Origin of the sequence: Thioalkalicoccus limnaeus, assembly GCF_041197575.1 — a bacterium.
Lineage (GTDB): Bacteria > Pseudomonadota > Gammaproteobacteria > Chromatiales > Chromatiaceae > Thioalkalicoccus > Thioalkalicoccus limnaeus.
Window position 1 is genome coordinate 258342 of record NZ_JBDKXB010000003.1, and the last position, 26099, is coordinate 284440.

Annotated in this window: 20 protein-coding genes and 1 pseudogene; 18 read left to right on the top strand and 3 right to left on the bottom strand. The window is 66.5% G+C overall.

The annotated features are described in order from the left end of the window. The first annotated feature begins 17 nt into the window (after positions 1-17). The 6 genes and pseudogenes from ABC977_RS04145 to rnk all read left to right on the top strand — a co-directional run bounded on the left by ABC977_RS04145 (position 18) and on the right by rnk (position 5845). Positions 18-1286 (top strand): YeaH/YhbH family protein, encoded by a 1269-nt coding sequence (locus ABC977_RS04145; protein WP_369665970.1) that lies wholly within the window; start codon positions 18-20, stop codon positions 1284-1286. After that, on the top strand, positions 1283-2773 hold the full coding sequence (locus tag ABC977_RS04150; protein ID WP_369665971.1) for a SpoVR family protein: 1491 nt from the start codon (positions 1283-1285) through the stop codon (positions 2771-2773). The genes ABC977_RS04145 and ABC977_RS04150 overlap by 4 nt, the downstream gene beginning before the upstream one ends. Then, positions 2774-4411, top strand: a complete 1638-nt coding sequence (locus ABC977_RS04155; RefSeq protein WP_369665972.1) for a L,D-transpeptidase family protein — start codon at positions 2774-2776, stop codon at positions 4409-4411. A gap of 77 nt (positions 4412-4488) precedes the next feature. Continuing rightward, positions 4489-5016 (top strand): ATP-dependent zinc protease family protein, encoded by a 528-nt coding sequence (locus ABC977_RS04160; RefSeq protein WP_369665973.1) that lies wholly within the window; start codon positions 4489-4491, stop codon positions 5014-5016. A gap of 96 nt (positions 5017-5112) precedes the next feature. Beyond that, a pseudogene (locus tag ABC977_RS04165) lies at positions 5113-5427 on the top strand (EAL domain-containing protein); the annotation flags it as partial. A gap of 4 nt (positions 5428-5431) precedes the next feature. Then, positions 5432-5845, top strand: coding sequence for a nucleoside diphosphate kinase regulator (gene rnk / locus ABC977_RS04170; RefSeq protein WP_369665974.1), 414 nt, complete (start codon positions 5432-5434; stop codon positions 5843-5845). Between the two features lie 11 nt (positions 5846-5856). Here the strand turns inward: rnk and dapE are convergent, their stop codons facing one another. Continuing rightward, positions 5857-6987 (bottom strand): succinyl-diaminopimelate desuccinylase, encoded by a 1131-nt coding sequence (dapE, locus tag ABC977_RS04175; RefSeq protein ID WP_369665975.1) that lies wholly within the window; start codon positions 6985-6987, stop codon positions 5857-5859. A gap of 101 nt (positions 6988-7088) precedes the next feature. After that, a complete protein-coding gene (locus tag ABC977_RS04180; RefSeq protein WP_369665976.1) occupies positions 7089-10379 on the bottom strand; it encodes an SNF2-related protein in 3291 nt (1096 codons plus the stop codon). A gap of 411 nt (positions 10380-10790) precedes the next feature. Between ABC977_RS04180 and ABC977_RS04185 the strand changes: the two genes are divergently transcribed. The 8 genes from ABC977_RS04185 to ABC977_RS04220 all read left to right on the top strand — a co-directional run bounded on the left by ABC977_RS04185 (position 10791) and on the right by ABC977_RS04220 (position 17243). Continuing rightward, a complete protein-coding gene (locus ABC977_RS04185; RefSeq protein WP_369665977.1) occupies positions 10791-11369 on the top strand; it encodes a L,D-transpeptidase family protein in 579 nt (192 codons plus the stop codon). Next, complete coding sequence (gene nikB / locus ABC977_RS04190) at positions 11362-12282, top strand: nickel ABC transporter permease (protein ID WP_369665978.1); 921 nt, start codon at positions 11362-11364, stop codon at positions 12280-12282. The genes ABC977_RS04185 and nikB overlap by 8 nt, the downstream gene beginning before the upstream one ends. Before the next feature lie 3 nt (positions 12283-12285). Continuing rightward, positions 12286-13098, top strand: a complete 813-nt coding sequence (locus ABC977_RS04195) for an ABC transporter permease (protein WP_369665979.1) — start codon at positions 12286-12288, stop codon at positions 13096-13098. A 199-nt stretch (positions 13099-13297) separates the two neighbouring features. Then, on the top strand, positions 13298-14368 hold the full coding sequence (gene nagZ, locus ABC977_RS04200) for a beta-N-acetylhexosaminidase (protein ID WP_369665998.1): 1071 nt from the start codon (positions 13298-13300) through the stop codon (positions 14366-14368). Then, positions 14368-14925 (top strand): hypoxanthine-guanine phosphoribosyltransferase, encoded by a 558-nt coding sequence (locus ABC977_RS04205; RefSeq protein WP_369665999.1) that lies wholly within the window; start codon positions 14368-14370, stop codon positions 14923-14925. Before nagZ ends, ABC977_RS04205 begins: the two co-directional genes overlap by 1 nt. Before the next feature lie 190 nt (positions 14926-15115). Beyond that, positions 15116-15565 carry a hemerythrin domain-containing protein gene (locus ABC977_RS04210; RefSeq protein ID WP_369665980.1) on the top strand — a complete coding sequence of 150 codons (450 nt, stop codon included), beginning with the start codon at positions 15116-15118 and terminating at the stop codon, positions 15563-15565. Positions 15566-15732: 167 nt separating this feature from the next. Next, the gene (locus ABC977_RS04215; protein ID WP_369665981.1) at positions 15733-16467 is read left to right on the top strand and encodes an S-methyl-5'-thioinosine phosphorylase; all 735 of its coding nucleotides are present in this window, start codon (positions 15733-15735) and stop codon (positions 16465-16467) included. A gap of 53 nt (positions 16468-16520) precedes the next feature. Beyond that, positions 16521-17243 carry a prolipoprotein diacylglyceryl transferase gene (locus ABC977_RS04220; RefSeq protein WP_369665982.1) on the top strand — a complete coding sequence of 241 codons (723 nt, stop codon included), beginning with the start codon at positions 16521-16523 and terminating at the stop codon, positions 17241-17243. On the opposite strand, the gene ABC977_RS04225 is transcribed toward ABC977_RS04220, so the two are convergent. Continuing rightward, positions 17244-17885 (bottom strand): hypothetical protein, encoded by a 642-nt coding sequence (locus ABC977_RS04225; RefSeq protein ID WP_369665983.1) that lies wholly within the window; start codon positions 17883-17885, stop codon positions 17244-17246. Between the two features lie 259 nt (positions 17886-18144). On the opposite strand from ABC977_RS04225, the gene ABC977_RS04230 reads away from it, so the two are divergent. The 4 genes from ABC977_RS04230 to recC form a co-directional block, all read left to right on the top strand. Then, the gene (locus tag ABC977_RS04230) at positions 18145-19842 is read left to right on the top strand and encodes a complex I subunit 5 family protein (protein ID WP_369665984.1); all 1698 of its coding nucleotides are present in this window, start codon (positions 18145-18147) and stop codon (positions 19840-19842) included. Between the two features lie 207 nt (positions 19843-20049). Next, entirely contained in the window at positions 20050-21957 is a 1908-nt protein-coding gene (locus ABC977_RS04235; RefSeq protein WP_369665985.1) for an ATP-binding cassette domain-containing protein, read from the top strand. 139 nt (positions 21958-22096) lie between these two features. Further along, a complete protein-coding gene (locus ABC977_RS04240; protein ID WP_369665986.1) occupies positions 22097-22987 on the top strand; it encodes a carbon-nitrogen hydrolase in 891 nt (296 codons plus the stop codon). Positions 22988-23717: 730 nt separating this feature from the next. Continuing rightward, on the top strand, positions 23718-26099 hold a 2382-nt coding region (gene recC / locus ABC977_RS04245; RefSeq protein WP_369665987.1), incomplete at its 3' end, for an exodeoxyribonuclease V subunit gamma.

A 26099-nucleotide genomic window follows, 5' to 3' on the forward strand; every position in this document is an offset into this window, starting at 1 on the left:
CAGGAAATCGCAAGCCTATGTCGCACTTCATCGATCGACGGCTCAACGGCAAGAACAAGAGCGCCGTCAACCGGCAGCGCTTCCTGCGCCGTTACAAGTCGCAGCTCAAGCGGGCCGTGGCCGATGCCGTCAATCGGCGCAGCATCACCGACGTCGCTTCGGGCGAGCAGGTCGGCATCCCGTCGAAGGACATTTCCGAGCCGGTCTTTCGTCATGGTCCCGGGGGGACCCGCGAGATGGTGCACCCGGGCAACAAGGACTTCCTGAGCGGCGATCGCGTCCAGCGGCCGCCCGAGGGCGGCGGCGGCTCCGGCCAGGGACGGGCCGGTCGTGGTGGGCAGGGCGAGGACGATTTCGTGTTCAACTTGTCCCGCGACGAGTTCCTCGACCTGATGTTCGAGGACTTGGCGTTGCCGAATCTGGTGCGCAATCAGCTGATCGGTACGACCGAGTTCAAGTACGAACGCGCCGGTTTCGTCAGCGACGGGGCACCGAGCAACATCGACGTGGTTCGCTCGTTGAAGGGCGCGATCGCGCGGCGCACCGCGCTCGGCGCGCCCTATCGCGGCCGGCTGCGGGAATTGGAAGAGGAGTTGGCCGCGCGCCTCGAGTCGGGGGCCGGCGACGACGACCCGCGCGTGCGCGAGCTGCGCGAGGAGATCGATGCGCTGAAGACGCGCTTGGCCAGGCTGCCCTTCATCGACACCTTCGACCTGCGTTATCAGAGCTTCGTCAAGCGGCCCGAACCGACGAGCAAGGCCGTGATGGTCTGCATCATGGACGTGTCCGGCTCGATGGACCAGCTGCGCAAGAATCTTGCCAAGCGCTTCTTCATCCTGCTCTATCTGTTCTTGCAGCGCAATTACGACCGGATCGATCTGGTCTTCATCCGCCATCACACGATCGCCCAGGAAGTCGATGAACAGGAGTTCTTCTATTCGCGCGAGACCGGCGGCACGGTCGTGTCGAGCGCGTTGAATCTCGCCTACGACATCCTCAAGGAGCGCTACGACAGCAGCGTCTGGAACATCTACACGGCTCAGGCCTCGGATGGCGACAACTGGGACTCGGACTCGGCGATCTGTCGCGACATCCTGAACGAGCGCCTGATGCCCTTGATGCGCTACTACGCCTATGTTGAGATCACCCCGCGCCAGCACCAGAGTCTCTGGTACGCGTACCAGGAGGTACGGGCGCAGCATCGGCATTTCGCGATGCAGGAGATCGGCGGTGCCGAGGATATCTACCCCGTCTTCCGCGAGTTGTTCAGGAGGCAGGAGGCATGAGCCAGCGCGTCATCTCCGATTCATCCGAGTGGACCTTCCCGTTGCTCGAACGCTTCGATCGCGAGATCGGCCGGGTCGCGCACGAGGTCTATGGCCTGGATACCTATGCCAACCAGATCGAGGTCATCGCCTCCGAACAGATGATCGACGCCTACTCGTCGGTGGGCCTGCCGATCAACTACCACCATTGGTCGTTCGGCAAGCAATTCGTCGCGACCGAGCAGACCTATCGACGCGGCCAGATGGGGTTGGCCTACGAGATCGTGATCAACTCCGATCCCTGCATCGCCTACCTGATGGAAGAGAACACGCTGCCGATGCAGGCCTTGGTCATGGCCCATGCCTGCTACGGCCACAACAGTTTCTTCAAGGGCAACTACCTGTTTCGCACCTGGACCAGCGCCGATGCGATCATCGACTACCTGGTCTTCGCGCGGGCCTATATCGCCCAGTGCGAGGAACGCTACGGCCAGGAGGAGGTGGAGCTGCTGCTCGATTCCTGTCATGCGTTGATGAATCACGGCGTGGATCGCTACAAGAGGCCGTCACCGTTGTCGGCTGCCGAGGAGCAGCGGCGTCAGCAGGAACGGGAGACCTATCTGCAGGCGCAAATCAACGATCTGTGGCGAACCCTGCCGCGGGCGGTCGGCGAGGACGCCGTCGAGGTCGAAGAACGCTGGCCCGAGGAGCCGCAGGAGAACATCCTCTATTTCATCGAGAAGAACGCACCGCTGCTCGAGCCCTGGCAGCGTGAGATCCTGCGCATCGTGCGCAAGGTCAGCCAGTACTTCTACCCACAGCGCCAGACCCAGGTGATGAACGAAGGGTGGGCGACCTTCTGGCACTACACGCTGCTGAACCACCTCTACGACGAGGGGTTGGTCGGTGATGGGTTCATGATGGAGTTCCTCCAGTCCCATACCGGTGTCGTGTTCCAGCCGCCGTTCGATGCACCCTATTACAGCGGCATCAATCCTTACGCACTCGGCTTCGCGATGATGCGCGACCTCCGCCGGATCTGCGAGGAGCCGACCGCCGAGGATCGCTATTGGTTCCCGGAGATCGCCGGCCGTGAATGGCTCAAGGTGCTCGATTTCGCGATGCGCAACTTCAAGGACGAAAGCTTCATCGCGCAGTTCCTGTCACCGAAGGTCATGCGCGATCTACGGCTGTTCGCGGTCAACGATGATGATCGCGAGGAGACGCTGGAAATCACCGCGATCCACGAAGAGGCCGGCTATCGCGCCTTGCGGCAGGCCCTGGCCGATCAATACAATCTCGGCAGCCGTGAGCCCAACATCCAGGTCTTCAACGTCGACCGGCGCGGCGATCGCTCGCTGACGTTACGGCATTTCCGCTACAATCGCCGGCCCTTGGCCGAGAATGCCGAGGAGATGCTTCGCCACATGCGCCGGCTCTGGGGCTTCGAGGTCCGGCTCGAGTCCGTCGACGAGCAAGGGCGGGTCCATTTGATCGGAGAGGTCTGAATGCGGTTGACCCGCGTCCTGTTGTTGCTGCTCGCATCGCTGCCGATCGCCTTCCCCGCCGCGTCCAACGAGACCTTGCGCCAAGGTCTGGCAACCTTGGGCGAGCCCGCCCGGCTTGGGACCCTGGAGTTGGCCTCCGGGCCACTGCTTGCCGAGGTCTATCGCGCCAGGGATTATCGGTTGGCCTGGGATCCGGCCAGGATCGCGGCGCACCGGCGGCTGCTCGAGGCGACGCGGCGGGATGGGTTTCAACGCAGCGATTTCCATTTCCGCGAGATCATGGCCTGGATCGAACGCGGTGATCTGGCGACTTTGTCATCCGGCGACCGGGTCGAGTTCGAATTGCTGCTCAGCGATAGCCTGCTGCGCTATCTGCATCACCATCGTTACGGCAAGGTGGATCCAGTTGCACTCGATGCGCACTGGAACCACTCGAGCCCGCCGACGTTCGCGGCACTGCGCGAGGATCTTGGGCAGGCCCTTGCGGCGCCGAATCTGGAAGCCCATGTCCGGCGCACGATCCGCCAGCCGGGCTTCTACTCGCGTCTGCGCGACGGCCTTGCCGATTACCGGGCAATCGCCGCCGACGGCGGCTGGCCGACGGTGCCCGAGGGCCGCACCGTGCGTCTCGGTGACCAGGATGAACAGGTTGCCTCGATTCGTGCCCGGCTCGCGGTCACCGGTGATCTGCGTGGTCCGCCGGCGGCCGACCCGACCCTGTTCGACGAGGGTTTGAAGGCCTCGGTCGAGGATTTCCAGGAACGCCACGGTCTGGTGCGTGACGGCATCGTCGGTCCGCAAACGCGCGGGGCGATGAACGTTTCGGTCGAGGACCGGATCAATCAGATCCGCGTCAATCTGGAGCGCATGCGCTGGATCTACCATCACCTGCCGGACGACTTCGTGTTGGTCGATATCCCAGGCTACCGGATCGATCTGGTCCGCAGCGGTCGGGTCGTCTGGACGACGCGGGCGATCGTCGGCACCGCGGAGCGCCAGACGCCGGTCTTCCGCGACCGACTCGCCTACCTCGAGTTCAATCCGACCTGGACGATCCCGCCGACGATCCTCGCCGAGGACATCCTGCCGAAAATGCAGGAAGATCCGAGTTATTTACAGGCTCGGGGGCTGCGGGTCATTGATCAGAGGGGTCGAAACATCCCGCCGGAGACCGTCGACTGGCATGTCCCACCGCGGGCCTTCCCCTACATGCTGCGGCAAGATCCAAGCGACGATAACGCCCTTGGGCGTGTCAAGTTCATGTTCCCGAATCTCTTTTCGGTGTATTTGCACGATACGCCGTATCGCGACCTGTTCGACCGGAGCGATCGGGCGCTCAGCTCTGGCTGTGTTCGCGTCGAGGATCCGATGCGGCTCGCCGAGCTCGTGCTCGATGAACCTGCGCGTTGGAATGCCGAGAGCTTTCAGGAGATCGTCGCATCCGGACAGACCCGGGTCGTCCGTTTGAAGGAGCCCCTGCCGGTTCTCTTGTCCTACTGGACCGCCGAGGCCGGCGAACCGGGACAGGTGCGTTTTCGCCCGGACATCTACGCACGCGACCAACAAGTCCTCGAGGCCCTCGATGGGGGCCGAGCTCGACCCCGGATCGTCGTCGACGAATCCACGGGGCCGGGCTAGTGCATCGGCCGTCGTTCCGCTGTGCCGGCGATCTGGCGCCTGAGGTGCCTGGTCGAACGATGCCCGAGGGACAAGCCATGCCGACGCCAGCCGATTTGAGCAGGGGGGCATCGCGAGACGCCGCGGATGCTGCCGGTCTCGGGATCGGACTGTGGCTCGGGTGGCGGGAATGGGTCGCGCTCCCGGAATTGGGCTTGCCTGCGATCAAGGCGAAGGTCGATACTGGTGCGCGGACCTCGACGCTGCATGCCTTTTATGTCGAACCCTTTCGGAGCAAGGGTGCCGATCTCGTGCGGTTCGGCGTGCATCCGCTGCAGCGACGCACCGATATCTTGATCCACTGCGAGGCGCGCATCCGGGATCGACGTCTCGTCACCGATTCGGGTGGGCACCGCGAGCAGCGTTACGTGATCAAGACCCCGCTGCGCATTGCCGGGCTCAGCTGGCCGATCGAGGTCACGCTGACGAACCGCGAGACCATGCTCTTTCGGATGCTGGTCGGTCGCACCGCGATGGTCGGTCGTGTGCTCGTCGACCCGGCCCGTTCCTTTCTGACCGGGCGGCCTGATCCCGCCGCCTGTTACGGCGGCGACGCAGACCGCTGATTTTCATCGGACGCCCTGCTCGAGATCGCCGAATGAAGATCGCTCGGCGTCGGGGTCACGCTCGACCCTCTCGGTGTCGGCGGTTGCCCGTGGGCCTATCCGAAGCGGTCGCCACCGGATCAGTGGAAGATCGCGCGATCCTTCGTCAGCGAGGCCCTGTCCGGTTACTCCGGCGATGATCGGATCGCCGATCGTTTTGTCGCGTTGGCCGAGGGCCTCGGTTCGCGCATCATGGTCGAAGGGGTCGAGACCGATGCCCAACGCGATGACCTGGCCCGACACGGTTGTTGCGTCTTTCAGGGGTCCCGGTTCGGTCATCCGGGACTGATCGAGACGTTGATGATCTCCACTGCCACGGCGCCGGATCGTCCGAGCGCACTGGCCCATACCCAACATGAAGAACCAAGGTGAGCCGATGAAACAGAGGCCGAAGATCCTGATTTCCGCCGTCGATATGGAACGACTGGAACAGTTGCTCGCAACGCTGCCAGACAACGCCTTCCCGGGCCGGGCCGAACTGGAGGCGGAGTTGTATCGAGCCGATGTGGTCGACCCGGCGGACATGCCGGCGTCCGTCGTGACGATGAATTCCCAGGTCCGCTTCCGCGTCGAACCCTCGGCGGAAGCCTTTTGCCTGACGCTGGTTTATCCGAAGGACGTGGAGCCCGGTGGCGGGACCATCTCGGTGCTGGCACCGGTCGGCAGTGCGCTGCTCGGCCTTTCCGAACAGGACGAGATCGAGTGGCCGAAGCCCGGCGGCGGGACACTGCGGGTCCGTATCGAAGAGGTCATCCACCAGCCAGAACGCGCGGGCGGGGGGCGGACCTGAGTCGAGCCCTGTCAGCGCGGCAGCAACCGTTCGAGCAGCCCGCGGTAGATGCTGGTCAACTGATCCAATTCGGCGACCCCAACGCACTCGTTGGCTTGATGGATGGTCGCATTGACGGGTCCGAATTCGACGACCTGGGCCCCGGTCGGCGCGATGAAGCGGCCGTCCGAGGTGCCGCCAGAGGTCGAGCGTTCGGCCTCGAGGCCGGTGACCGCCGCGATCGCGGCGCAGGTGGCGGCGACCAGCTCGCCCGCATGGGTCAGGAACGGCTGCCCGGACAGGACCCAGCGCAGATCGTAGCGGAAGTCGCCGCGATCGAGGATCTCGGCGACGCGACGCTGGATGGTCGTGGCGTCGAGTTCGGTCGAGAAACGGAGGTTGAATTGGGCCGCGAGCCGATCCGGGATCACGTTTTCGGCGCCGGTACCCATGTTCAGGTTCGCGATCTGGAAGCTGGTCGGCGGGAAGTGGGCATTGCCCTGATCCCAGATCTCGGCGCATAGGACGGCCAGCTGTTCGACACAGGCATGGAGCGGGTTCTTCGCGCGGTGCGGATAGGCGACGTGGCCTTGCCGACCATGGACGGTCAAGTACCCGCTGAGGCTGCCGCGGCGGCCGATCTTGATGGTATCCCCGAGCTGTCGCTGGCATGAAGGTTCGCCGACGAGGCAATAATCGATGCGCTCGCTGCGCGCCGCGAGTGTCTCGATGACTTTGACGGTGCCGTCGACGGCCGGGCCTTCCTCGTCACTGGTGATCAGGAATGCGAGCGAGCCGGGCGGCTCGGGGCGGCCGTCGAGGAAATCGGCGACCGCGGTGACCATCGCCGCGATCGCACCTTTCATATCGCAGGCCCCGCGCCCGTAAAGCTGGCCATCGCGGACCTCGGGAACGAAGGGATCCGAGTGCCACTGATCGAGCGGGCCGGGCGGGACCACGTCGGTGTGACCGGCGAGGCAGACGAGCGGGCCGGTCTCGCCGCGGCGGGCCCAAAGGTTGGTCACGTCGCCGAATGGCATCGGCTCTATCCGAAAGCCGAGCGCGGCCAGCCGCTCGGCCAGCAGCGCCTGGCAGCCCTCGTCACGCGGGGTGACCGATGGGCGGCGGATCAGGTCCATCGCGAGATCGAGGGTAGCGGACATCGGGCGGGTTCTCCGGGTTCAGTGAGCGAGTTGGTCGAGGGCGACGGCACGTCCCCGGCGATGCTGGCGACTGGGTAGGCATGTCGCGAACATCACAGGGTTCATTCGAGTGCCTTGTTCTTGGTTCGTGTGCGCAGGTACAGTTCCTCCATCAGCTCGATAAAGGATCCGCCCTTGTCCCAGAAGGGCGGGAAGTCGCCGCCCTTCTTGATCAGGATCGCCGGCACCGCTGCGGGCGCCGCGGGCGCGATCTCGCCGGGTAGCCGATGCCGACCGGACCAGAATGCTTGGTAGTCGGGGGACGTCGTAGCCGGCCGTGGCTGGGTGAAGAAGGACGCAGCCGGTTCGATCGGTTCGGCGGCGTCCTCGACGAGCAGGCCGGACAGGGCGGCGCCGAGCGGGGTGCGGCACAGGGCTTCGTGGAGACGCTTGCGCGGCAGGCCGCGCAGTTCGAACAGCAGGAAGGGATCCTGCTTGACCTGGCCGATGCGGAAGGCACGGTCGCTCGCCTGATTCTCGACGGCCGGGTTCCACCAACGATCGAAGTGGAAGACGTGGTTGGCCTTGGTCAGCGTGATGCCGACACCGCCGGCCTTCAGCGACAAGACGAAGACGGCCGGTTCGGTCTCGGGGTCCTGGAAGGCCTCGATCATCGCCTCGCGGCGGGTCCGCGGTGTACCGCCATGAAGGTAGTAGGTCCGGTAGTGACGCGAGCGGCGTAGGAACTGCTCCAGCTCCGCTCCGATCTCGGTGAACTGGGAGAAGACCAGCACGCTGTCGCCGGTGGCCATGACCTCGTCGAGCATCGCGTCGAGGCGTTGCAACTTGTGCGAACGCTCCGGCGTGAAGGGACTGCCGTCCTTGAGGAACTGGGCCGGGTGATTGCAGATCTGTTTCAGCCGCATCAGGGTCGAGAGCATCAAGCCTTGCCGTTCGATGCCCTCCTTCTCGTCCAACCGCCGCTCGACATCGCGTACCACCGACTCGTAGAGGGCTGCCTGTTCCTTGCTCAGGTTGCAGTATTGGCGGCCCTCGACCTTGTCTGGCAGGTCCGCGATGATCGACTTGTCGGTCTTGACCCGGCGCAGGATGAAGGGCTCGACGAGGCGTTTGAGCGTCATCGTGCGCCCCGGATCCTTGTCGCGCTGGATCGGGATCTCGAACTGCTTGCGAAAACGCGCCTGGGTGTCGAGGTAACCGGGCTGCACGAAATGAAAGATCGACCAGAGGTCCGTCAGCCGGTTTTCGACCGGGGTACCAGTCAACGCCAGACGATGGCGCGCCTCGAGTTTCAGGATCGCCTTGGTCTGCTCGGCCTTCGGGTTCTTGATGTTCTGTGCCTCGTCAAGGACCACCCGATGCCATGTGAGCGCGCCGAGCAGCTTCAGGTCGCGGCGCACCAACGCGTAGGAGGTGATCACCATGTCGCAGCCGTCGACCTGGGCGTGGAAGGCCTCGGTCGCCTGAGCCCGATCCGGCCCGTGGTGGATCAGGGTGCGCAGCCGAGGCGCGAAGGTCTGGATCTCTTTCGCCCAGTTGCCGAGCACGGAGGTCGGCGCGATCAGCAGCGTCGGCGGCAAGCTCGTGCCCGGCTCCCGTTCGCTCAGGAGCCGCGCGATCACCTGCATCGTCTTGCCGAGTCCCATGTCGTCGGCCAGGCAGCCGTGGAGACCCAATCCCTCGAGGAATCCTAGCCAGGCGACGCCGCGGCGTTGATAGTCGCGCAGCGTGCACGCGAGGCCGGCGGGGTTGGGGACCGGCTCGAGCTGGCGGTGGTCACGCAGCCGCTCGAGCATCTCGGCCAAGGCCGCGTCGCGGTCGATCTCGAAGCTGTCGTCTGTCGCGACCTTTCGGAGCAGATCGGGCAGTGCGATCGCCGGCAACTCCTGTCCGTGCTCGCGCCAGAAGGCAAGCATCTCCCGCATCTTGTCCCGATCGAGTTCGACCCACTGGCCCCGGAATTGGACCAGGGGTGTCTTGGCCTCGACCAGTTGTCGCCATTCGTCCTCGGTGACCGTCTGATCGCCGATCGCGAGCTCATAGCGGTACTGGATCAGATGGTCGAGACTCAGCCCGCCCTGAGTCGGAGCAGCGGAGAGCTTGCCGCGCTGGCCGGTCGGGCGCAGCCGGATCTTGATCCGTCGCCGCCCTTGGGGCGTCCACCAGGCCGGTACGACGACCTTGAATCCGGCATCCTCGAGTACCCAGGCGGTTTCCTTCAGAAAGTCGAAGGCCCCGTCCAGGTCCAGCGGCACGGCCTGCGGGGTCGCGGTTTCGAGGCCGGCCCAGAGCCTCGGGTAGATCCGAGCGGCCAGGCCCAGATCGAACAGCAGGTCGCGCTCGAAGTCGGCGCCGAAGCGCTGCTGGATCGCTTGCCGACCGGCTGCCGGCTCGGCCCAGTAGTCGGCGAGGTCGAGTCGATGCGATGGGTCGTCCTTCGGCACCGCGATCAAGTCGAGCCGCCAGTCGTCCGGCCTCTCGGGCGGCGCCTCGACCAGCCTCAGACCCAGGCTGAAAGCCGCGCCGCGATCGGCTCCGACGAGGCATCGGCGCCAGCCGCGCCATCTCCGGTAGAGATCCATCGCCGCATCGCCGGTCTGGATCGCGGCGCGAGCCGGATCCAATCCCCCGGCGAGCAGCGTGCCCTCGATGCGCCTCGTGAAGGTCGCCGGCCAGCGAACCTGGCGCAGCGTCTGGTCGAGCAACACCTCGGAACAGTGCCGCAACAGGCTCTCCGGGTCGACCGGGCCATCGAGGCCGGTGGCCGCTGCGGCTGGCCAACTGGGCAGCGCGCGCGCGATCAGCTCGTCGAAAGAATCCGAGGTCCACTGCCAGCCGCATAGGACCTCGCCGGGCGGCGGTTTGCGTTGTCCCTTGGCCTTCGGTAGTCGATGCCAGACCAGCCTCGGCAGGTACTGATCCCGCAGCAGCAGGTGCTTGAGTTCCTGCGTGAACCAGAACCAGAACAGGAAATCGGCGCCGGGTTGCAGGCTATCGGCGTGATGGAAGGATTGATAGTGGATGTCGCGCAACTGGCGCACTGGGCTATCCAATCGATAGCTGTCGACTTGCCACTCGCAGAGCTGCGCTCCGTCCGTGACGGGGTCCGCGGCCTGAAAGCGCGCGAGTTGCGGCGAAGGCAATGGCGCCGCGCCCACGCTCGGCAGCCGTAGCCGGCAAGTCTCGATGGCGCCGGGCGGTACCCGCGGTACCCCTAGCAGTTCGAGGAACGCCGGCCAATCCGTCTTAGCCAGCGCGAACGGATGCGACGGATCGACGCGTCTTCGGGCTTGACGCGCGGGTACGGCGGTCTCGGCCCACAAATGCAAGGCACCGGCGCGGGCGAAATCGTCGCCCGATGCGGGTTGCCAGAAGGTATGGAGGATCCTCATGCGGGGTTCGTTATCCCAGGGCCAGGTTGCACCGCGCGACAAAAGGGCCGATGGCCGGCTTCGTAGATCATCATCGGGATGTTAGCGGACCCATCGGCCGATTGGCCATATCGGCTGAAGCGGGTCGGCCGTCGGGTGAGGGCGCGGGGGACATCGCGGCCGGCTTCGGTCGTGACGGTGGCGAGTGCGGTGCCTGGCGCGTAAGGCCAGGGCCCAGACATGACACCGCGGGGCGGGTGTCGGCAGTTCTGGGGGGTTGGGCTGGCCGCCCTGTGGGCGCGGCTTTTCGGCCTAGCGACCCGCCGGCCTCGCGCCGATCGCCGGTCGGCTAGGGGTTCATGTATCATCGTGTGCCGGGCCCTCGCGCCCCCTTTGATCCTATGGTTTCTCTTGGTCGAACCCCGAATCAGCATGATCGTCGAAGATGTCGCGCCGGCGCCCCGGGCGCGCCAACCGGCTGCCGTGGCGCCACGAGGGCGGGTTCGCCCGGTCGTGCAACGCCATGCGATCCGTGTCGAGCTGGCTAGCCAGACGCTGGTGCTCCTATCGCAGGGGCGGCCGGTCGCCTGTTATCCGGTCTCGACGGCGGCGAAGGGTCCGGATGAACGCCTCGGCAGCGGCGGTACGCCGCGAGGGCGGCACCGGATACGCATCCGGATCGGGGACGGTTGTCCGATCGGAGCCGTCTTTCGCGGCCGGCGACCGACCGGTGAAGTCTATGACTCGGAGCTCGCCGTGCGCTGGCCCGAGCGAGACTGGATCCTGACTCGTATTCTGTGGTTGACCGGGCTGGAGTCGGGCCGCAACCGCGGTGGCGATGTCGATACCCTGCGCCGCTTCATCTATATCCATGGCTGTCCCGACAGCGAGCCGATGGGCGTGCCGCGCTCGCATGGCTGTATCCGGATGCGCAACGTCGATCTGCTCGATCTGTTCGCGCAGGTCCGCGCGGGAACCCTGGTCGAGATCGAGGACGGACGTAATGCTTGAGGCGGTCGCCGCGCGCCTGGTCTCGGCCGCGGTCGTGGTGCTCGGGGTCTGCACGCTGGTCTTCCTGCTGATCCACCTGGTCCCGGGCGACCCGGTCGAGGCGATGCTCGGCGAGGGCGCGCGGCCGGCCGACCGCGCCGCGCTGCGCGAGGCCCTGGGCCTGGATCGGCCGGTGATGGAACAGTACCTGACCTATCTGAGCCGGCTCGCACGCCTGGATCTCGGGGTTTCGTTTCAGGAGCAGCGTCCGGTCATCGACCTGCTGCGCGAGCGTTTCCCGGCGACCTTGGAGCTCGCCGCGGTGGCGCTGCTGCTGGCATTGGTGTTGGCGATCCCGCTCGGGGTGTTGGCCGCCTCGTATCGTGGCGGGCCGATCGACACCGGGGCCATGGGCCTGTCGCTGCTCGGCGTCGCGATCCCGAACTTCTGGCTCGGCCCCTTGCTGATCCTGGTCTTTTCCCTATGGCTCGGCTGGACCCCGGTCAGCGGTCGCGATGGCCTCGCGAGCCTGATCCTGCCGGCGGTGACCCTTGGGACCGGCCTCGCGGCGGTGCTGGCGCGGATGGTCCGCAGCAGCCTGTTGGAGGTGCTCGGCGAGGACTATATCCGCACGGCCCGGGCCAAGGGCCTCAGCGGTGCGGCGGTCCTGTGGCGGCACGCGCTGCGCAATGCCTGGCTGCCGGTCTTGACGCTGATCGGACTGCAGCTCGGCGGCCTGCTCGGCGGGGCCGTGATCACCGAGACCGTCTTCGGCTGGCCCGGTGTCGGCAGCCTGCTGATCGAGGCGATCCAGGGCCGCGATTACCCGGTCGTGCAGGCCTGCGTGCTCCTGATCAGCCTGTCGTACTTGCTGATCAACACGCTGACCGACCTGGTCTATACCTGGGTCGACCCACGGATCCGGTTGGGTTGAGCCATGCGCGGCCTTGGACCCATGGTGCTGCCGTTGACCCTGCTGGGGCTCTGGGCCGTGGCCGCGCTGGCCGCACCCTGGCTGCCGCTATCGCCGTACAGCATCGACCTGCCGCGGATCCTGGCCCCGCCCGGCCCCGATGCCTGGCTCGGCTATGACGATCTCGGCCGGCCAGTCCTGGACCGGCTGCTGATGGGTGCGCGGACCGCGTTCGTCGTAGGACTCGGGGTCGTGCTGGTCTCGGCGGTCGTCGGGACCCTGATCGGCGGGATTGCCGGCTATCTCGGGGGCTGGGTCGATCTGGTGCTGGTGCGTATCATCGACGTCTTCCTGGCCTTTCCGGGCATCCTGCTCGCGATCGCGTTGGCCGGCATCCTGGGCCCCGGGATCGGTAATGTCATCATCGCGCTGTCGGCGGTCGGGTGGGTCGGTTATGCGCGCCTGGTCCGCGCGCAGGTCTTGTCGTTGAAGCAGCGCGATCACGTCCGGGCGGCGCGTGCGCTCGGCGCCGGGCACGCGCGTATCCTGGGCCGCCATCTGATCCCGCTGGCGCTGGCCCCGCTGATCATCGAGGCGACCTTCGGCGTCGCCGTGGCCGTGATCGCCGAGGCCGGCCTGTCGTTCCTGGGGCTTGGAGTGCAGCCGCCGGCGGCCTCCTGGGGCAGTATGATCCGTGACGGCGTCGGTTATATGCTGGTGGCGCCGCATCTGGTGCTGGCCCCCGGTCTTGCGATCCTGTTCGTCGTGCTGGCGATCAACTGGCTCGGCGATGCATTGCGCGATCGGCTCGATGTGCGCACCAGGGATCGCGTGTGACGCGCAGGGGGCCTGAATGTGGCCTGATGTCGGTCTCGTGCCCGCAGCCTGTCGCGACCACGCCCTGCCAAGGATCGGAAACAGCGACCGGCGATATTGCGATTGATGGCTTGGATGCGGGTTCCGAGCGAACCTTGACAGATCGAATAGTTCTCCGCGAATGGCCTGTTCGCGGGTATCCGAACAGGGGGTACTGAAGGTGTTGCTTGGACCTCTGATGGTGGACCTCGAAGGCCCGGAACTGACGGCCGAGGAGCGGGATCTCCTGCGTGATCCGGCGGTCGGCGGCGTGATCCTGTTCAGCCGCAATTTCGTCGATCCGGACCAGGTGACGGCGCTGACCGAGGCGATCCACGGCCTGCGCGAACCGCGTCTGCTGATCGCCGTGGATCAGGAGGGGGGCCGGGTCCAGCGGTTTCGCACCGGGTTTTCGCGCTTGCCGCCGGCCGGACGGATCGGTGCCCTCTATCGTGACCATCCGCTCCGCGGGCGGCGCGCGGCCGAACTCCTGGGCTGGTTGATGGCCGCTGAGTTGCGCCTGGTCGGTGTCGACTTCAGTTTCGCGCCGGTGCTGGACCTCGACCGCGGCCTTGGCAGCGTGATCGGAGATCGAGCCTTCGCCGATCGCGCCGAGCCGGTCGGGGTCCTCGCAGCGGCCTGGATGCGGGGTGTCCATGCCGCCGGCATGGCGGCAGTCGGCAAGCATTTCCCGGGGCATGGCGGGGTTGCGGCGGACTCCCATACCGAGCTGCCTTGTGACGAACGCCCGTTCGAGAGCCTGCGCGCGGAGGATCTGGTGCCGTTCGAGCGGTTGATCGGCGATGGCCTCGAGGCCATCATGCCGGCCCACGTGACCTATCCGCGCATCGATTCGCGCCCGGCTGGCTTCTCGGCTGTCTGGCTGCAAGACCTGCTGCGAGGGCAACTGGGTTTTCAAGGGGCCATCTTCAGTGACGACTTGACGATGGGCGCCGCAGCCAGTCTCGGCGAATATCGCGCGCGGGTCGCGGCGGCCCTGGCGGCGGGCTGCGATATGCTGTTGATCTGCAATAATCGCGTGGCGGCGATCGAGACCGCGGCGACGCTGTCGATGCCGCCGGATCCGACCGCGGCGTTGCGGCTGCTGCGGATGCACGGTCGGCACCCGATCGACCGGTCGGCGTTGCATGCCGATCCCCGTTGGCCGCAGGCGGTGCGCGTTCTCGGCGAGCTGGAGGACGTGGACGAGCCGATGCTTGATCTGGACGATCCAACGACACGGAGACGATGATGACATTGCCACCAGATTGCTATCGCGGCGTCGCCGCGCGGGCCGAATGCCTGGTCACCGGCGAGGAGATGGACCGGGCACTCGACCGCCTCGCAACCGAGGTGACGGCCGCGTTGGCCGACCAGGATCCCCTCGTGCTCTGCGTCATGACCGGCGGCATCATCGCCGCTGGACAACTGCTGCCGCGGCTCGACTTTCCGCTGCGGCTCGACTATGCGCATGCGACTCGGTACCTGGGTGCCACCAGCGGCGGGATCCTCGAATGGCGGCACCGTCCGTCGGACGCGATCCGCGGCCAGCATCTGCTGTTGGTCGACGATATCCTCGATGAAGGCATCACGCTGCACACGTTGATCGAGGCATGTCGAGAGGATGGCGCGGCGAGTGTTCGCAGTCTGGTCCTGGTGGAAAAGGAGCGCGAGCGTCCGGTATCCTGTCGCGCCGATTTCGTCGGCGTCCGGCTGCCGAATCGGTACCTGTATGGCTACGGTCTCGATTACAAGCACTACTTCCGCAATGCCCGCGGCATCTACGCGGTTGCCGACGTCGATATCTGACCAGATTCGCGATGGCATCGGTATGTGCGCATAAGCTAATATAACCAAAGGCTTTTTGACTATCCCGCTCGTTTGCCGTAGATATAAACAAAAAAAGGCCCGGCCTTTGATTTCGGAGCCAGCTCCGAGGCAACAGCCGCGGACCGGCGTGGGCCGGCAGGCCCAGGATTGGAATAGGAGGATACTTGTGATGCGATCCCTTGAAGGCTATCGGCATAATCATGTAGAACTTCGTCAGATGATCGATGACTTGAGATCGATCATGTCGCGGGAACAGCTGAAGATCCGCCCCAATGCCAAGACCGCCTACGGGTTGCTGTGTGATCTCGGCGAGAAGATGAAGCGCCATCTCGCGCAGGAGGACCAGGAGCTTTATCCGAGCCTGCTGATCCACGAGGACGCCCGTGTCAAGACGATCGCGTGGGGCTTCATCAGCGGCGAAAAGCCGTTGCGCAAGACCTTCGACGACTACTACAAACGCTGGCTCAAGAACTGCGATTTCAACTTCACCGACGAGTTTCTGACGGAGAGCCACGAGGTCTTCGAGATGATCTCGCAACGGATCGACCGCGAGGAGCAGGTCCTGTTTCCGAAACTGGTCGAAATCGGTCTGTTCCGCGAGACCGCGAGCGCCGCCTGACTGCGCGACGCCGGCCGGCGGCTGAGCAGCGGGGTCCGGTGCCGGCGTCCCGGGCCCCATCCAGGGCACCGTTGGTTTTGGTTCCTCTGAATCGCTACAATCGGCCCTTTGGTGAACCGTTCCGCGCGGTTTGAACCAGGTCTTTTACCCAGGGGGCGATCAGGTAGATGGGACGACTCGCGATAATCGGTGGTTCGGGGTTCTCGGCGATCGCCGGGCTCGAAGTGGCCTCGTCGTCGGCGGAGACGCCCTATGGGGCGGCATCGGCGCCGGTGGCTCGCGGCACCATGGCGTCGCGCGAGGTCTTGTTCCTGCCGCGCCATGGGTCGCCGCATCGGATCCCCCCGCATCGAATCAATTATCGAGCCAACATCTGGGCGCTACGTGAGGCAGGGGCCGAGCAGATCGTCGCGCTCGCCGCGGTCGGCGGGGTCACCGAGCCTTTCGCCCCCGGGGTGCTGGCGGTGCCGCATCAGATCATCGACTATACCTACGACCGGACGCAAACCTTCTACGATGGCGGAGAGGGGGAGGTCGTCCACGTCGACTTCACGCGACCTTACACCGATAGCTTGCGAGATCGGTTGATCGAGGCCGGCTTGCGCACCGGGATGCCGGTGGTTGGGCACGGCGTGTACGGCGCGACCCAGGGTCCACGACTCGAGACGGCGGCCGAGGTGCGGCGGCTCGAGCGCGATGGTTGCGACCTGGTCGGTATGACGGGCATGCCGGAGGCGGCATTGGCGCGCGAGCTCGGCCTGGAGTACGCAGCCCTGGCCTTCGTCGTCAATTGGGCGGCCGGGAAAGGCGCAGGTGAGATCCAGATGTCGGAGATCGAGTCCAACCTGAAGGCCTGCGCGGCTCGCGTGGAACGCCTCTTGACCGCCTTCGCCGAGGCTTGAGCGAAAGGCCGATTCGAGGTTTGGGTTACGACAGCCGCTGGGGGCGTTATTCGATGGCGGAAGCGAAATCGGGTTCGCGGGCGACCTGGCCGAAGGTCGTCTTGTGGGTGCTGGTCATCATCTTCGGCCTCCTGTACCTGAATGCGATGCGCGATCGCGGGGCCGGTGGTCGCGACGAGGCCCTCGTGCCTCCGGATCCGGACCTGGTCGCGATGACCGGGAGTCGGGCTGACGACAAGGGCGCAGACGCCGTTGACGTGGTGACGGATCGCGACGCCGCGGCGCCGGCGCTCGCGTCATTCGACCCCATCGCCGAGTCGCCGGCCCCGGCGGGACCCCAGGCGGACGAGGTGGCTGAACGTGCGTTGGCCGAACCGGAGCGCCTTGATTCGGAACAGGCCGGGGCCGACGTGCGGCCGGTGGCCGATCCTGACGCCACGAGCAGCGCATCGCGCGAGGCCGAGGCACCGGGTCGCTCCATCCCTGCCGATCCGGCGCCCATGACTGAGCCTGCCGTGACGGGAGCAGCGGTCGCGGACGATGCAGAGCGGAGCGCGCCGCGCGCGGATCCGGGCGACCTGTCGCTGGCCGAGCGTCGCGCTCGGCTGCTGGCCGACTACGAGCGACTGCTGCTGTCGGTCGAAGCGGAGCGGCGCCAGATCTGGGAAGAGATGAACCGACTCGGAGGGGCCGACTGGCCTTATCCCTATCCGGCCCCGCCGTGGTTCGGCGGGCCGCCAGGCCGGGTGCCGGGTCATCATTGGCCCGGTCCCTGATTACCCGAGGTGTGACCGGGGCCTCGGCTGGTCGGCCGGGGCCGAACCCTGTTGCAAGGATTCGAACCGATCCTTGAAGGCCATCTGCCGAAGTCGTTCCGCCTCGTTTCGATCGACGAACTGTGGTGATTCGAGCCAGCGCCCCGAGGCAGGATCGTAGACCGAAAAGCGATATCCTTTGCCGACCTTGAAGACCTGGGTCACCTCCTGGCCCGCTTGGGCCATCGCCGCGAACTTGTCGAGCCCCGGTCCCGCCGTGCGCGGCCGCGGCGTTCGGTCGGTCGCTGCCTGTTGTGCGGGCGCAGGGTCGGTCTGCGGCGCGTTGAACTGGAAGCGAGTGTTCTGGATCTCGCCTTCGAGGTCCGGCTCGACGGCGGCGACGTCGGGCAGCCGGCTCAGGATATAGCCGGCCATCAAGCGACCGAGTTGGTCGTCCTCGTTCTCGAGAGTCGTCAATAATTTGTCGGCGACGATCTGGCAGCGTTCGAGCCGCGTCGGCCGTGGCACCCATTCACGGCTCATTTGCCAGCCGTGGTCCATATCGCGATCCAGCCGGGCAAAGAAGTCGTCGGCCTCGGCGATCAAGGTGTCGGGTACTTCCAGCGTGTAGACCAGGTCGCCAACGATGGCATTGAGTCTCATCGGGATCGGCCTCATCGTGCTTAACGGACTCGCGATTCTATCAGGGTGCCGAACGTCGGGGCGTGCGGTAACCGATCAAGCGACGCGGGGACGTGGCTTTTTCGATCGGTTTTCGTCCGGTATTCGCCTGTCGCACGACGAAGGTGGGGCGCCAGCGCAAGTCTTCAATCGCCCTTTCCCGAGTGGCACGACGAGGCGTACACGGAAAGGAAGCAGCCCCAATAGGGGCTCGTGACGCGCGAGGGTAACGATGACATCGATGGCTGGATGGCTGGCCCTGGTGCCGGCGGTGCCCTTTCTGCTGGCTTGTATGCTGGCGATACCGAGGGCTCGGCGACTCTGGCGATTGACCCCGCTCGCGGTGCTGCCGGCGCTCGTGGTGGCCTTCGCCGCACCGGATGGCGCCCACGCGCGCTATGACTGGTTCCTGCTCGGAACCGAGTTGGCGCTCGATCCGATCGGGCGCGGCTTTCTCGTGTTGTCCGCCTTGTTGTGGGGCGCTGCGGCCCTCTATGCACAGGGCTATCATCGCGACGACTCGAAGGTCGTGCGTTTCCATGTTTTCTTCCTGCTCGCGATGGCCGGCAACCTCGGTCTGGTGCTGGCCTACGATGTCGTGAGCTTTTTCGTCTACTTCGCGTTGATGAGCGTGGCATCGTTCGGGCTCGTCGTCCACGAGGGCCGCCCCGAATGCTGGCGCGCTGGTTGGGTCTACCTGGCATTGGCCGTCATCGGCGAGGTTGCGCTCTTCAGCGCGTTGGCCTGGCAGGTCGGCGCGGCGGCTGGTCGCCTTGCGCTGGCCGATCTTGCGGTCGTCCCGCCGTCGGCGGCCGTGCTGGCCCTGCTGATCGTGGGTTTCGGGATCAAGGCCGGTTTGCTGCCGCTTCATGTTTGGTTGCCGTTGGCCCATCCGGCGGCACCCACGCCGGCCAGCGCGGTATTGTCCGGCGCGATGATCAAGGCCGGGCTGCTCGGTTGGTTGCGCCTGTTGCCGTCCGGCGAGCCGCTCGTCATCGTCGGTGATCTCTTGTTGGTGCTCGGTCTGCTTGGCGCCTATTTCGGGGTCATCGTCGGCGTGACGCAGAGGCGACCCAAGACCGTACTGGCCTATTCGAGCATCAGTCAGATGGGGCTGATGACGGCCGGGCTCGGCCTGGCGCTGAGGTGGCCGGAGCTCGCCCCTGCCCTGATCGCATCCCTGGTGTTCTACGCGCTGCACCATGGGTTGGCGAAGGGCGCCCTGTTCCTCGGTGTCGGCATCGCGGAACGCCCGCCGGGCCGCTGGTCGTTGCTGGTCACGCTTTGGCCGGCCCTGGCGCTGGCCGGCTTGCCGTTGACCAGCGGTGCAGTCGCGAAGCTGGCGCTCAAGGCCCCGCTGGAGGATCCGTCCCGCCCGGATACAGCCTTGGTGCTCCTGTTGCTGACGCTCGCGGCGGCTGGGACCACACTGCTGATGGTACGTTTCTTCATGGTCATCGGCCGCTCCGCCGGGCCCAGAAAACTCTTGTCCTGGTGGATGGTCGGCCCCTGGTTGCTGTTGTCGTTGGCGGCCTTCGCGCTGCCTTGGGCTTGGGATCCGGAATCGGCTCGGGCGCCGCTGGCGCTGGACAAGGTTTGGTCGCTGTCATGGCCGATCGGTCTCGGTCTGCTTGTGGGTTTCGCGGCGATGCTGCTTGCTCGATCGCCGCGCGTGCCCCGGATCCCGACGATCCCCGAGGGGGACCTGCTGGAGCCGCTCGAACGCGGGAGTGTCAAACTGGTGCGGGTCCTGCACGGCTGGGTGCCAGGATGGCAGGGCGGTTTCGAGCCTCGGTCGTTCGTGGATCGAGTGCTGGGGCTGCGTGCGTTCGGGGAGGGCGGCGAGCGGGTCGAAATCGGCTTGAGACGCTGGGAGGTTCAGGGTGCGGTCGTGCTCCTCGTAATGCTGGGACTCTTCGGTTTGCTTGCCGGCTCCTGATCTCCGGTGTTGGACCTGCCACCGGCTGGCGGGATCGTCCGCTGCATTCGAGGGCTGCCGGCGCGGCGACCACCGGTCGCGCGGGGCGACACCTCATGTTTTGGGTCCGTGGCGCGCTCGGTGGGTTAGCATAGGGACCACAGCGAGGTCCCAGCCTTGGTCGATGCCGATCCCATACCGGCTCACGAACACCTGTTGTAGGTTCCGATGCCCCTGATCAGTCTGAAGAATGTCACACTCTCCTATGGCGCGCCGCCCCTGTTGGATGGCATCGATCTGACGATCGAGCCAGGCGAGCGCGTCTGCCTGATCGGCCGCAATGGCGTTGGAAAGTCGACCTTGCTGAAGGTCCTGACCGGCGAGTTGGCGCCCGATGGCGGCGAGGTGCGGCGCGCCCCGGGCGCCGAGATCGCACGACTTGCCCAAGAGATACCCTCCGGTGAGGAGCGGCTGGTTTTCGATTTAGTGGCCGCCGGTTTGGGCGAGATCGGGACCCTGGTGCGGGACTACTTCGCCGTCAGCCAACGCGTGGCCCAGGCCCCGACGGAGACCGATTGGCAGCGGCTCGCCGACGTTCAGCACGAACTGGAGGCGCGCGGCGGCTGGGCCATCGAGCAACGCACCGAGCGCGTGATCTCGCGTCTCGGTCTCGATCCCGAGGCCTCGTTTGCCGAGCTGTCGGGTGGTTTGCAGAGGCGCGTCCTGCTCGCGCAGGCCTTGGTGCGCGAGCCCGACCTCCTGCTGCTCGACGAGCCGACGAACCATCTGGATATCGCGGCGATCGACTGGCTCGAGGAGTTCCTGCTCGGGTACCGTGGATCTCTGTTGTTCATCACCCACGACCGGTTCTTTCTGCGTCGGCTGGCGACCCGGATCCTCGAACTGGATCGCGGGGTGCTGACGGACTGGCCCGGTGATTATGACAACTACCTGCGCCGACGCGACGAGCGACAGCATGCCGAGGCCCTGGCCCGTGCCCGCTTCGATCGGCGACTGTCGGAAGAGGAGGTCTGGATCCGGCAGGGGATCAAGGCCCGGCGCACGCGCAACGAGGGCCGGGTCCGGGCGTTGGAGGCGCTGCGCCGCGAACGGCATGAACGCCGCGAGCAATTGGGTCAGGTCCGGCTGCGGCTCGGCGAGGCGCAGCGCAGCGGCAAGCTGGTCGTCGAGGCCGAGGGTGTCGGGTTCGCATGGGGCGACAAGCCGGTGGTGCGCGATCTCGACACACTGATCCTGCGCGGCGATCGGGTCGGGATCATCGGCCCGAACGGCGCCGGCAAGAGCACCCTGTTACGCCTGCTGCTCGGCGACCTCGAGCCCGATCAAGGCCGGATCCGGCTCGGCACCAACCTGCAGGTCGCCTATTTCGATCAACGGCGCGCCCAGATCGACGATGCCGCGAGCGTGCTGGACAACGTCGCCGGCGGCCGCGACCGGGTCACCATCGACGGCCAGGACCGCCACGTCCTGTCCTACCTGAAGGACTTCCTGTTCACGCCGGACCGCGCCCGGCAGCCGGTCACGGCCCTGTCCGGCGGCGAGCGCAACCGGCTCCTGTTGGCGAAGCTCTTCACGCAGCCGGCCAATCTGCTGGTCCTCGACGAACCGACCAACGATCTCGATGCCGAGACCCTGGAGTTGCTCGAGGAACTGCTCGACCGATTCCAGGGGACCCTGCTGTTGGTCAGTCACGACCGCGCGCTGCTCGATAACCTGGTCACCAGCACGCTGGTGTTCGAAGGGAATGGCCGGGTCGTCGAATATGTCGGTGGCTATACGGATTGGCTCGCGCAACGCCCACGCGACGAGGCCGTGCACGTGCCTCCGAAGCCGAAGGCCGCCGCTGTGCGCCGAACACAGGCGCCGAACCGGGCGTCGGCTCGGCTGACCTATAAAGAAGGCCGCGAGCTGGCCGCGTTGCCGGCGCGCATCGAGGCCCTGGAGACCGAGCAGGCCGCGTTGCAGGGCCGCCTCGCGGATCCGGCCGTTTATCAGCAGGGTGGCGAGGCGATCGTCGAGCTCAACGAACGTCTGGCCACACTCGAAACCGAACTGTCCGAGGCCTACGCGCGCTGGGAGGATCTCGAGGCGCGCGGCTCGGCCGCTGATCCGTGACCGATGGGCTCTGTCCGTGCGCTTCGCTCCGTCGAGGGAAGCGCTGAAGGATTCAGCGCTTCCGGTGCGAGGCAGGAGCCGTGCTGATCTTGGGCCAGGACGGCCAATAGATCAGCGTTTCCCCAAGAGATCTGGAATCATGGCCGAGAACAGCTTGACCCTCGCGTTGGTACAGGAATCCGACCGCGGCGATCCGAACGCGAACCTCGATGCCTGCGAGGTGGCGATCCGCGAGGCCGCCCGCGGCGGGGCGCGACTGGTGCTGCTCCAGGAATTGCACAATACCCGCTATTTCTGCCAGACCGAGGATCCGGCCTGTTTCGACCTGGCCGAGCCGATCCCTGGTCCGACGACGGCGCGGCTCGGCCGGCTGGCCGGCGAGCTCGGCGTCGTCATCGTCGGATCCCTGTTCGAGCGCCGCGCGGCGGGCCTCTATCACAACACCGCGATCGTGCTCGACGCCGACGGGCGGCTCGCCGGGACCTACCGCAAGATGCATATCCCCGACGACCCGGGCTACTACGAGAAGTTCTATTTCACGCCCGGTGATCTGGGGTTCGAGCCGATCCCGACCGCGGTCGGGCGGCTCGGCGTTCTGGTCTGCTGGGATCAGTGGTATCCCGAGGCGGCGCGGCTGATGGCCCTGGCCGGTGCCGAGATCCTGCTCTATCCAACGGCCATCGGGTGGAACCCGGACGACGCGCCGGATGAACGGACGCGGCAGCGCGATGCCTGGATCCTGGTCCAGCGCGGCCATGCGGTCGCCAACGCACTGCCGGTCGCGGTCTGCAATCGCGTCGGTTTCGAACCGGACCCGAGCGGTGCGACGGCCGGTGCCCGCTTCTGGGGCCATTCGTTCGTCTGTGGGCCGCAGGGCGAGATCCTTGTCGAGGCGCAGGATCAGGCCCCGCAGTTGTTGCTGGCCGAGATCGATCGGACCCGCACCGAGGCCGTCCGTCGCTACTGGCCTTTTCTGCGCGACCGGCGCATCGACGCCTACGGCGACCTCGTCAAGCGCTATCGCGATTGATCGGATCGGCTAATGCAACTCCCGTACAACAACGAACCAGGCTTACGGGGCTTTCGGTTGACGCCCTGTAGGTGCGGCTTCGGCCGCACGAAGGCGACCATGGCCGTGCCCGTCTGGGCAAATCGCGTTGCGGACGAAGCCGCACCTAGTGCGCCTTTCACCGCTGATTGAGCTGCCGCTTGGCAGCCTGTCGTGAGGGCGCTGGCTGGCCTGCGCTGGAGGCAGACGGCTGGAAACTGATTGTGCGATTGACGTGGTATCTCATCTCGCGGGAGTTGCCTAAACCAACATCCCGATGCGGTCGCATCGACCGCCACGAAACGGCGAAAATGGCCCTCCGATCCGCGGTTGTCCTTAAGTCCGTTTTAGCCAACCTTTCTTGCCTGAACCGGGGCTGGCCCGACTGGTTGCAACCTGTGGCGGGCGGCGCCGCGCAGCGTCGCGACCTGCGATCCCGAAATCGCTTTCAGTGATATGTTATTACTATTGGCAATGCCCCCTCGGTCTTGGGGCTATCGAGGCTTGCAAAAGTCATCGCAGACGGCTCGCTGCGACACGCTGCAAGGACATCCGTGTCAGCTCGACGGCGGGATCCCTCCCACCGACGGTCGCCGCGAGCCGCCTCCGATTACTTTCGGGACGATTGATACCTCCGAATTCGTTACGCAGGTGCCCTTTCCCGGTCGAGGCCAGGAGAAATAGCCGACAAATCAGCACCTGGAGCCTGCGCATGGATCAGGATACCGACGACATCGAGGGTTGGCCCACCGGCTTCATGCTGATTCAGGGCAATCGTCTGGAGGTGCTGAGCGGGTTGCTTGGGACCTGGTTGCAGCGCTATCCGTTGCGGCCGTTGGAAAGCGAGGTGGTGCTGGTTCAGAGCAACGGCATTGGTCAGTGGCTCAAGCTCGGGTTGGCGGCGCCGCCCGGGGAGGCGGGGTCCGATCTGGCGCCCGGTGGCGGGTGTGGGATCGCGGCGGCGATCGACCTGATGTTGCCGGGTCGCTTCCTGTGGCGGGCCTATCGGGGGTTGCTCAGCGACCTGCCGGAGACCTCCGCGTATGACAAGGTGCCGCTCGGCTGGCGCCTGTACCGCCTGCTCGGGGATCTCGACGCGCTGGCCGCGACGCCCGCCGAGGCCGGTTGGCTTGTGCCCCTGCGCGATTTTCTCGCCAGCGATGGCGACCCGCGCCGCCGTTATCAGCTCGCCACGCGCGTCGCGGACCTGTACGACCAGTACCAGGTCTATCGTGCCGATTGGCTGATCGCCTGGCAGCAGGGGGAGGATCGGCTGATCCGGCCGAACGGCCGGCGCGAGCCTTTGCCCGACGGCCAAGGCTGGCAGCCGTTGCTGTGGCGGCGGCTTGTGCAGGATCTGGCGAACGAGCCCGGCGGCGAGGTGAACCGCGCGGAGATCCACCGGCGTTTTCTCGCCCAGGCGGTGGGCTTGGCGGGACGCCCGCGCCCGGCCGGCGTGCCGCGCCGGGTCATCGTCTTCGGGCTGTCCTCGTTGCCGCGCCAGGCCATCGAGGTGCTCGAGGCCATCGCCCCGGTCGCGCAGGTCATGCTGTTCGTGCACAACCCGAGCCGTCACTACTGGGGCGATCTCATCGAAGGGCGCGAGCTGTTCCGCGGCCCCTATCGGCGCACCGCGGCGCGCAAGGTCCCCGAGCCGCTCGACGACGACGCGCTGCACCTTCACGGTCATCCGCTGCTGGCCGCCTGGGGCAAGCAGGGCCGGGACTATCTCCGGCTGCTCGATGAGCGCGATGACCGCGCGCAGTACGAGGCGCACTTCGCGGCCCACGACCTCGCGATCGACCTGTTCGAATCGCCCGGCGGCGACACCCTGCTGCAACAGCTGCAGGACGACATCCTCGAGCTGCGCCCGCTCGCCGAGCGCCGGGCGCTGGCCGCGGCGATCGACCCGCGCCGGGACCGGAGCCTCGAATTCCTGGTCGCCCACAGCCCGCAGCGCGAGGTCGAGATCCTTCACGACCAGCTCCTCGACGCCTTCGCCGAGGCCGACCGGGCCGGACGGCCGCTCGCCCCGCGCGACCTCCTGGTGATGGTCCCGGACATCGCCGCCTATGCCCCGCACATCGAGGCGGTGTTCGATCGGCTGCCGCCCGGCGATGGGCGCCGCATCCCGTTTCACATCGCCGACCAGAGTCCGCGGCAGCGCCTGCCGTTGCTCATCGGTCTGGAACGCCTGCTCGATCTGCCGCAGGCGCGGTTCTCGGTCAGCGAGGTGCTGGACCTGCTCGACATCCCGGCGCTGCGCCGGCGGTTCGGGTTGGACACGGCCGATCTGGCCCCGCTGCGGGCCTGGATCGAGGGCGCCAACGTGCGCTGGGGGCTGGATGCCGAGCAGCGCCAGGGTCTCGGTCTGCCCCCCGGGTTGGAGCAGAACACCTGGCGGTTCGGCCTCGAGCGCATGCTGCTCGGCTTCGCCGTCGGCCGCGGCGCGCCGTGGCGGGACGTCGAGCCGTTCGACGAGGTCGGCGGCCTGGAAGCGGCGCTGGTCGGTCCGTTGACGCAGCTGCTCGAGGCCCTGGCGCGGCACGCGCGATGCCTGCGCGACCCCGGCACGCCGGGCGACTGGGCGATGCGGCTCGGCGGCCTGCTCGATGACCTCTTCGAGCCCGCGAGCGAGGCCGACGAGCGGATTCTCTACCGCGTGCGCGAGGCCCTGGAGCAGTGGCTTCAGGACGGCGAACAGGGTGGCGTGGCGCACGAGGCCCTGCCGCTCGATGTGGTGCGCGAGGCGCTGCTCGCGCGGATCGACGAGCCGACCTTGAGCCAGCGCTTCCTGGCCGGGGCCGTGAACTTCGCGACCCTGATGCCGATGCGCGCGATCCCGTTCCGCCAGATCTGGCTTCTGGGCATGAACGATGGCGACTACCCGCGCCGCCACCGGCCGGCCGACTTCGATCTGATGGCCGACGATGAACGCCCCGGCGACCGTTCGCGGCGCGAGGACGACCGCTATCTGTTTCTCGAGGCCCTGTTGTCGGCCCGCGAGAAGCTGGTCATCAGCTGGGTCGGGCGCAGCGTCCGCGACAATGCCGAGCGCCCGCCCTCGGTGCTGGTCGGGCAGCTGCGCGACCAC

Excerpts from the sequence above, each read along its gene's own strand:
- ABC977_RS04240 (WP_369665986.1), top strand. The coding sequence starts at position 22,097 with ATGGCCGAGAACAGCTTGACCCTCGCGTTGGTACAGGAATCCGACCGC.
- ABC977_RS04150 (WP_369665971.1), top strand. The coding sequence starts at position 1,283 with ATGAGCCAGCGCGTCATCTCCGATTCATCCGAGTGGACCTTCCCGTTG.
- ABC977_RS04220 (WP_369665982.1), top strand. The coding sequence starts at position 16,521 with ATGGCGGAAGCGAAATCGGGTTCGCGGGCGACCTGGCCGAAGGTCGTC.
- ABC977_RS04195 (WP_369665979.1), top strand. The coding sequence starts at position 12,286 with ATGCGCGGCCTTGGACCCATGGTGCTGCCGTTGACCCTGCTGGGGCTC.
- ABC977_RS04225 (WP_369665983.1), bottom strand. The coding sequence starts at position 17,885 with ATGAGACTCAATGCCATCGTTGGCGACCTGGTCTACACGCTGGAAGTA.
- dapE (WP_369665975.1), bottom strand. The coding sequence starts at position 6,987 with ATGTCCGCTACCCTCGATCTCGCGATGGACCTGATCCGCCGCCCATCG.
- ABC977_RS04185 (WP_369665977.1), top strand. The coding sequence starts at position 10,791 with ATGATCGTCGAAGATGTCGCGCCGGCGCCCCGGGCGCGCCAACCGGCT.
- ABC977_RS04210 (WP_369665980.1), top strand. The coding sequence starts at position 15,116 with ATGCGATCCCTTGAAGGCTATCGGCATAATCATGTAGAACTTCGTCAG.
- ABC977_RS04160 (WP_369665973.1), top strand. The coding sequence starts at position 4,489 with ATGCCGACGCCAGCCGATTTGAGCAGGGGGGCATCGCGAGACGCCGCG.
- ABC977_RS04230 (WP_369665984.1), top strand. The coding sequence starts at position 18,145 with ATGGCTGGATGGCTGGCCCTGGTGCCGGCGGTGCCCTTTCTGCTGGCT.
- ABC977_RS04205 (WP_369665999.1), top strand. The coding sequence starts at position 14,368 with ATGACATTGCCACCAGATTGCTATCGCGGCGTCGCCGCGCGGGCCGAA.
- rnk (WP_369665974.1), top strand. The coding sequence starts at position 5,432 with ATGAAACAGAGGCCGAAGATCCTGATTTCCGCCGTCGATATGGAACGA.
- ABC977_RS04215 (WP_369665981.1), top strand. The coding sequence starts at position 15,733 with ATGGGACGACTCGCGATAATCGGTGGTTCGGGGTTCTCGGCGATCGCC.
- nikB (WP_369665978.1), top strand. The coding sequence starts at position 11,362 with ATGCTTGAGGCGGTCGCCGCGCGCCTGGTCTCGGCCGCGGTCGTGGTG.
- ABC977_RS04235 (WP_369665985.1), top strand. The coding sequence starts at position 20,050 with ATGCCCCTGATCAGTCTGAAGAATGTCACACTCTCCTATGGCGCGCCG.
- ABC977_RS04155 (WP_369665972.1), top strand. The coding sequence starts at position 2,774 with ATGCGGTTGACCCGCGTCCTGTTGTTGCTGCTCGCATCGCTGCCGATC.
- ABC977_RS04180 (WP_369665976.1), bottom strand. The coding sequence starts at position 10,379 with ATGAGGATCCTCCATACCTTCTGGCAACCCGCATCGGGCGACGATTTC.
- ABC977_RS04145 (WP_369665970.1), top strand. The coding sequence starts at position 18 with ATGTCGCACTTCATCGATCGACGGCTCAACGGCAAGAACAAGAGCGCC.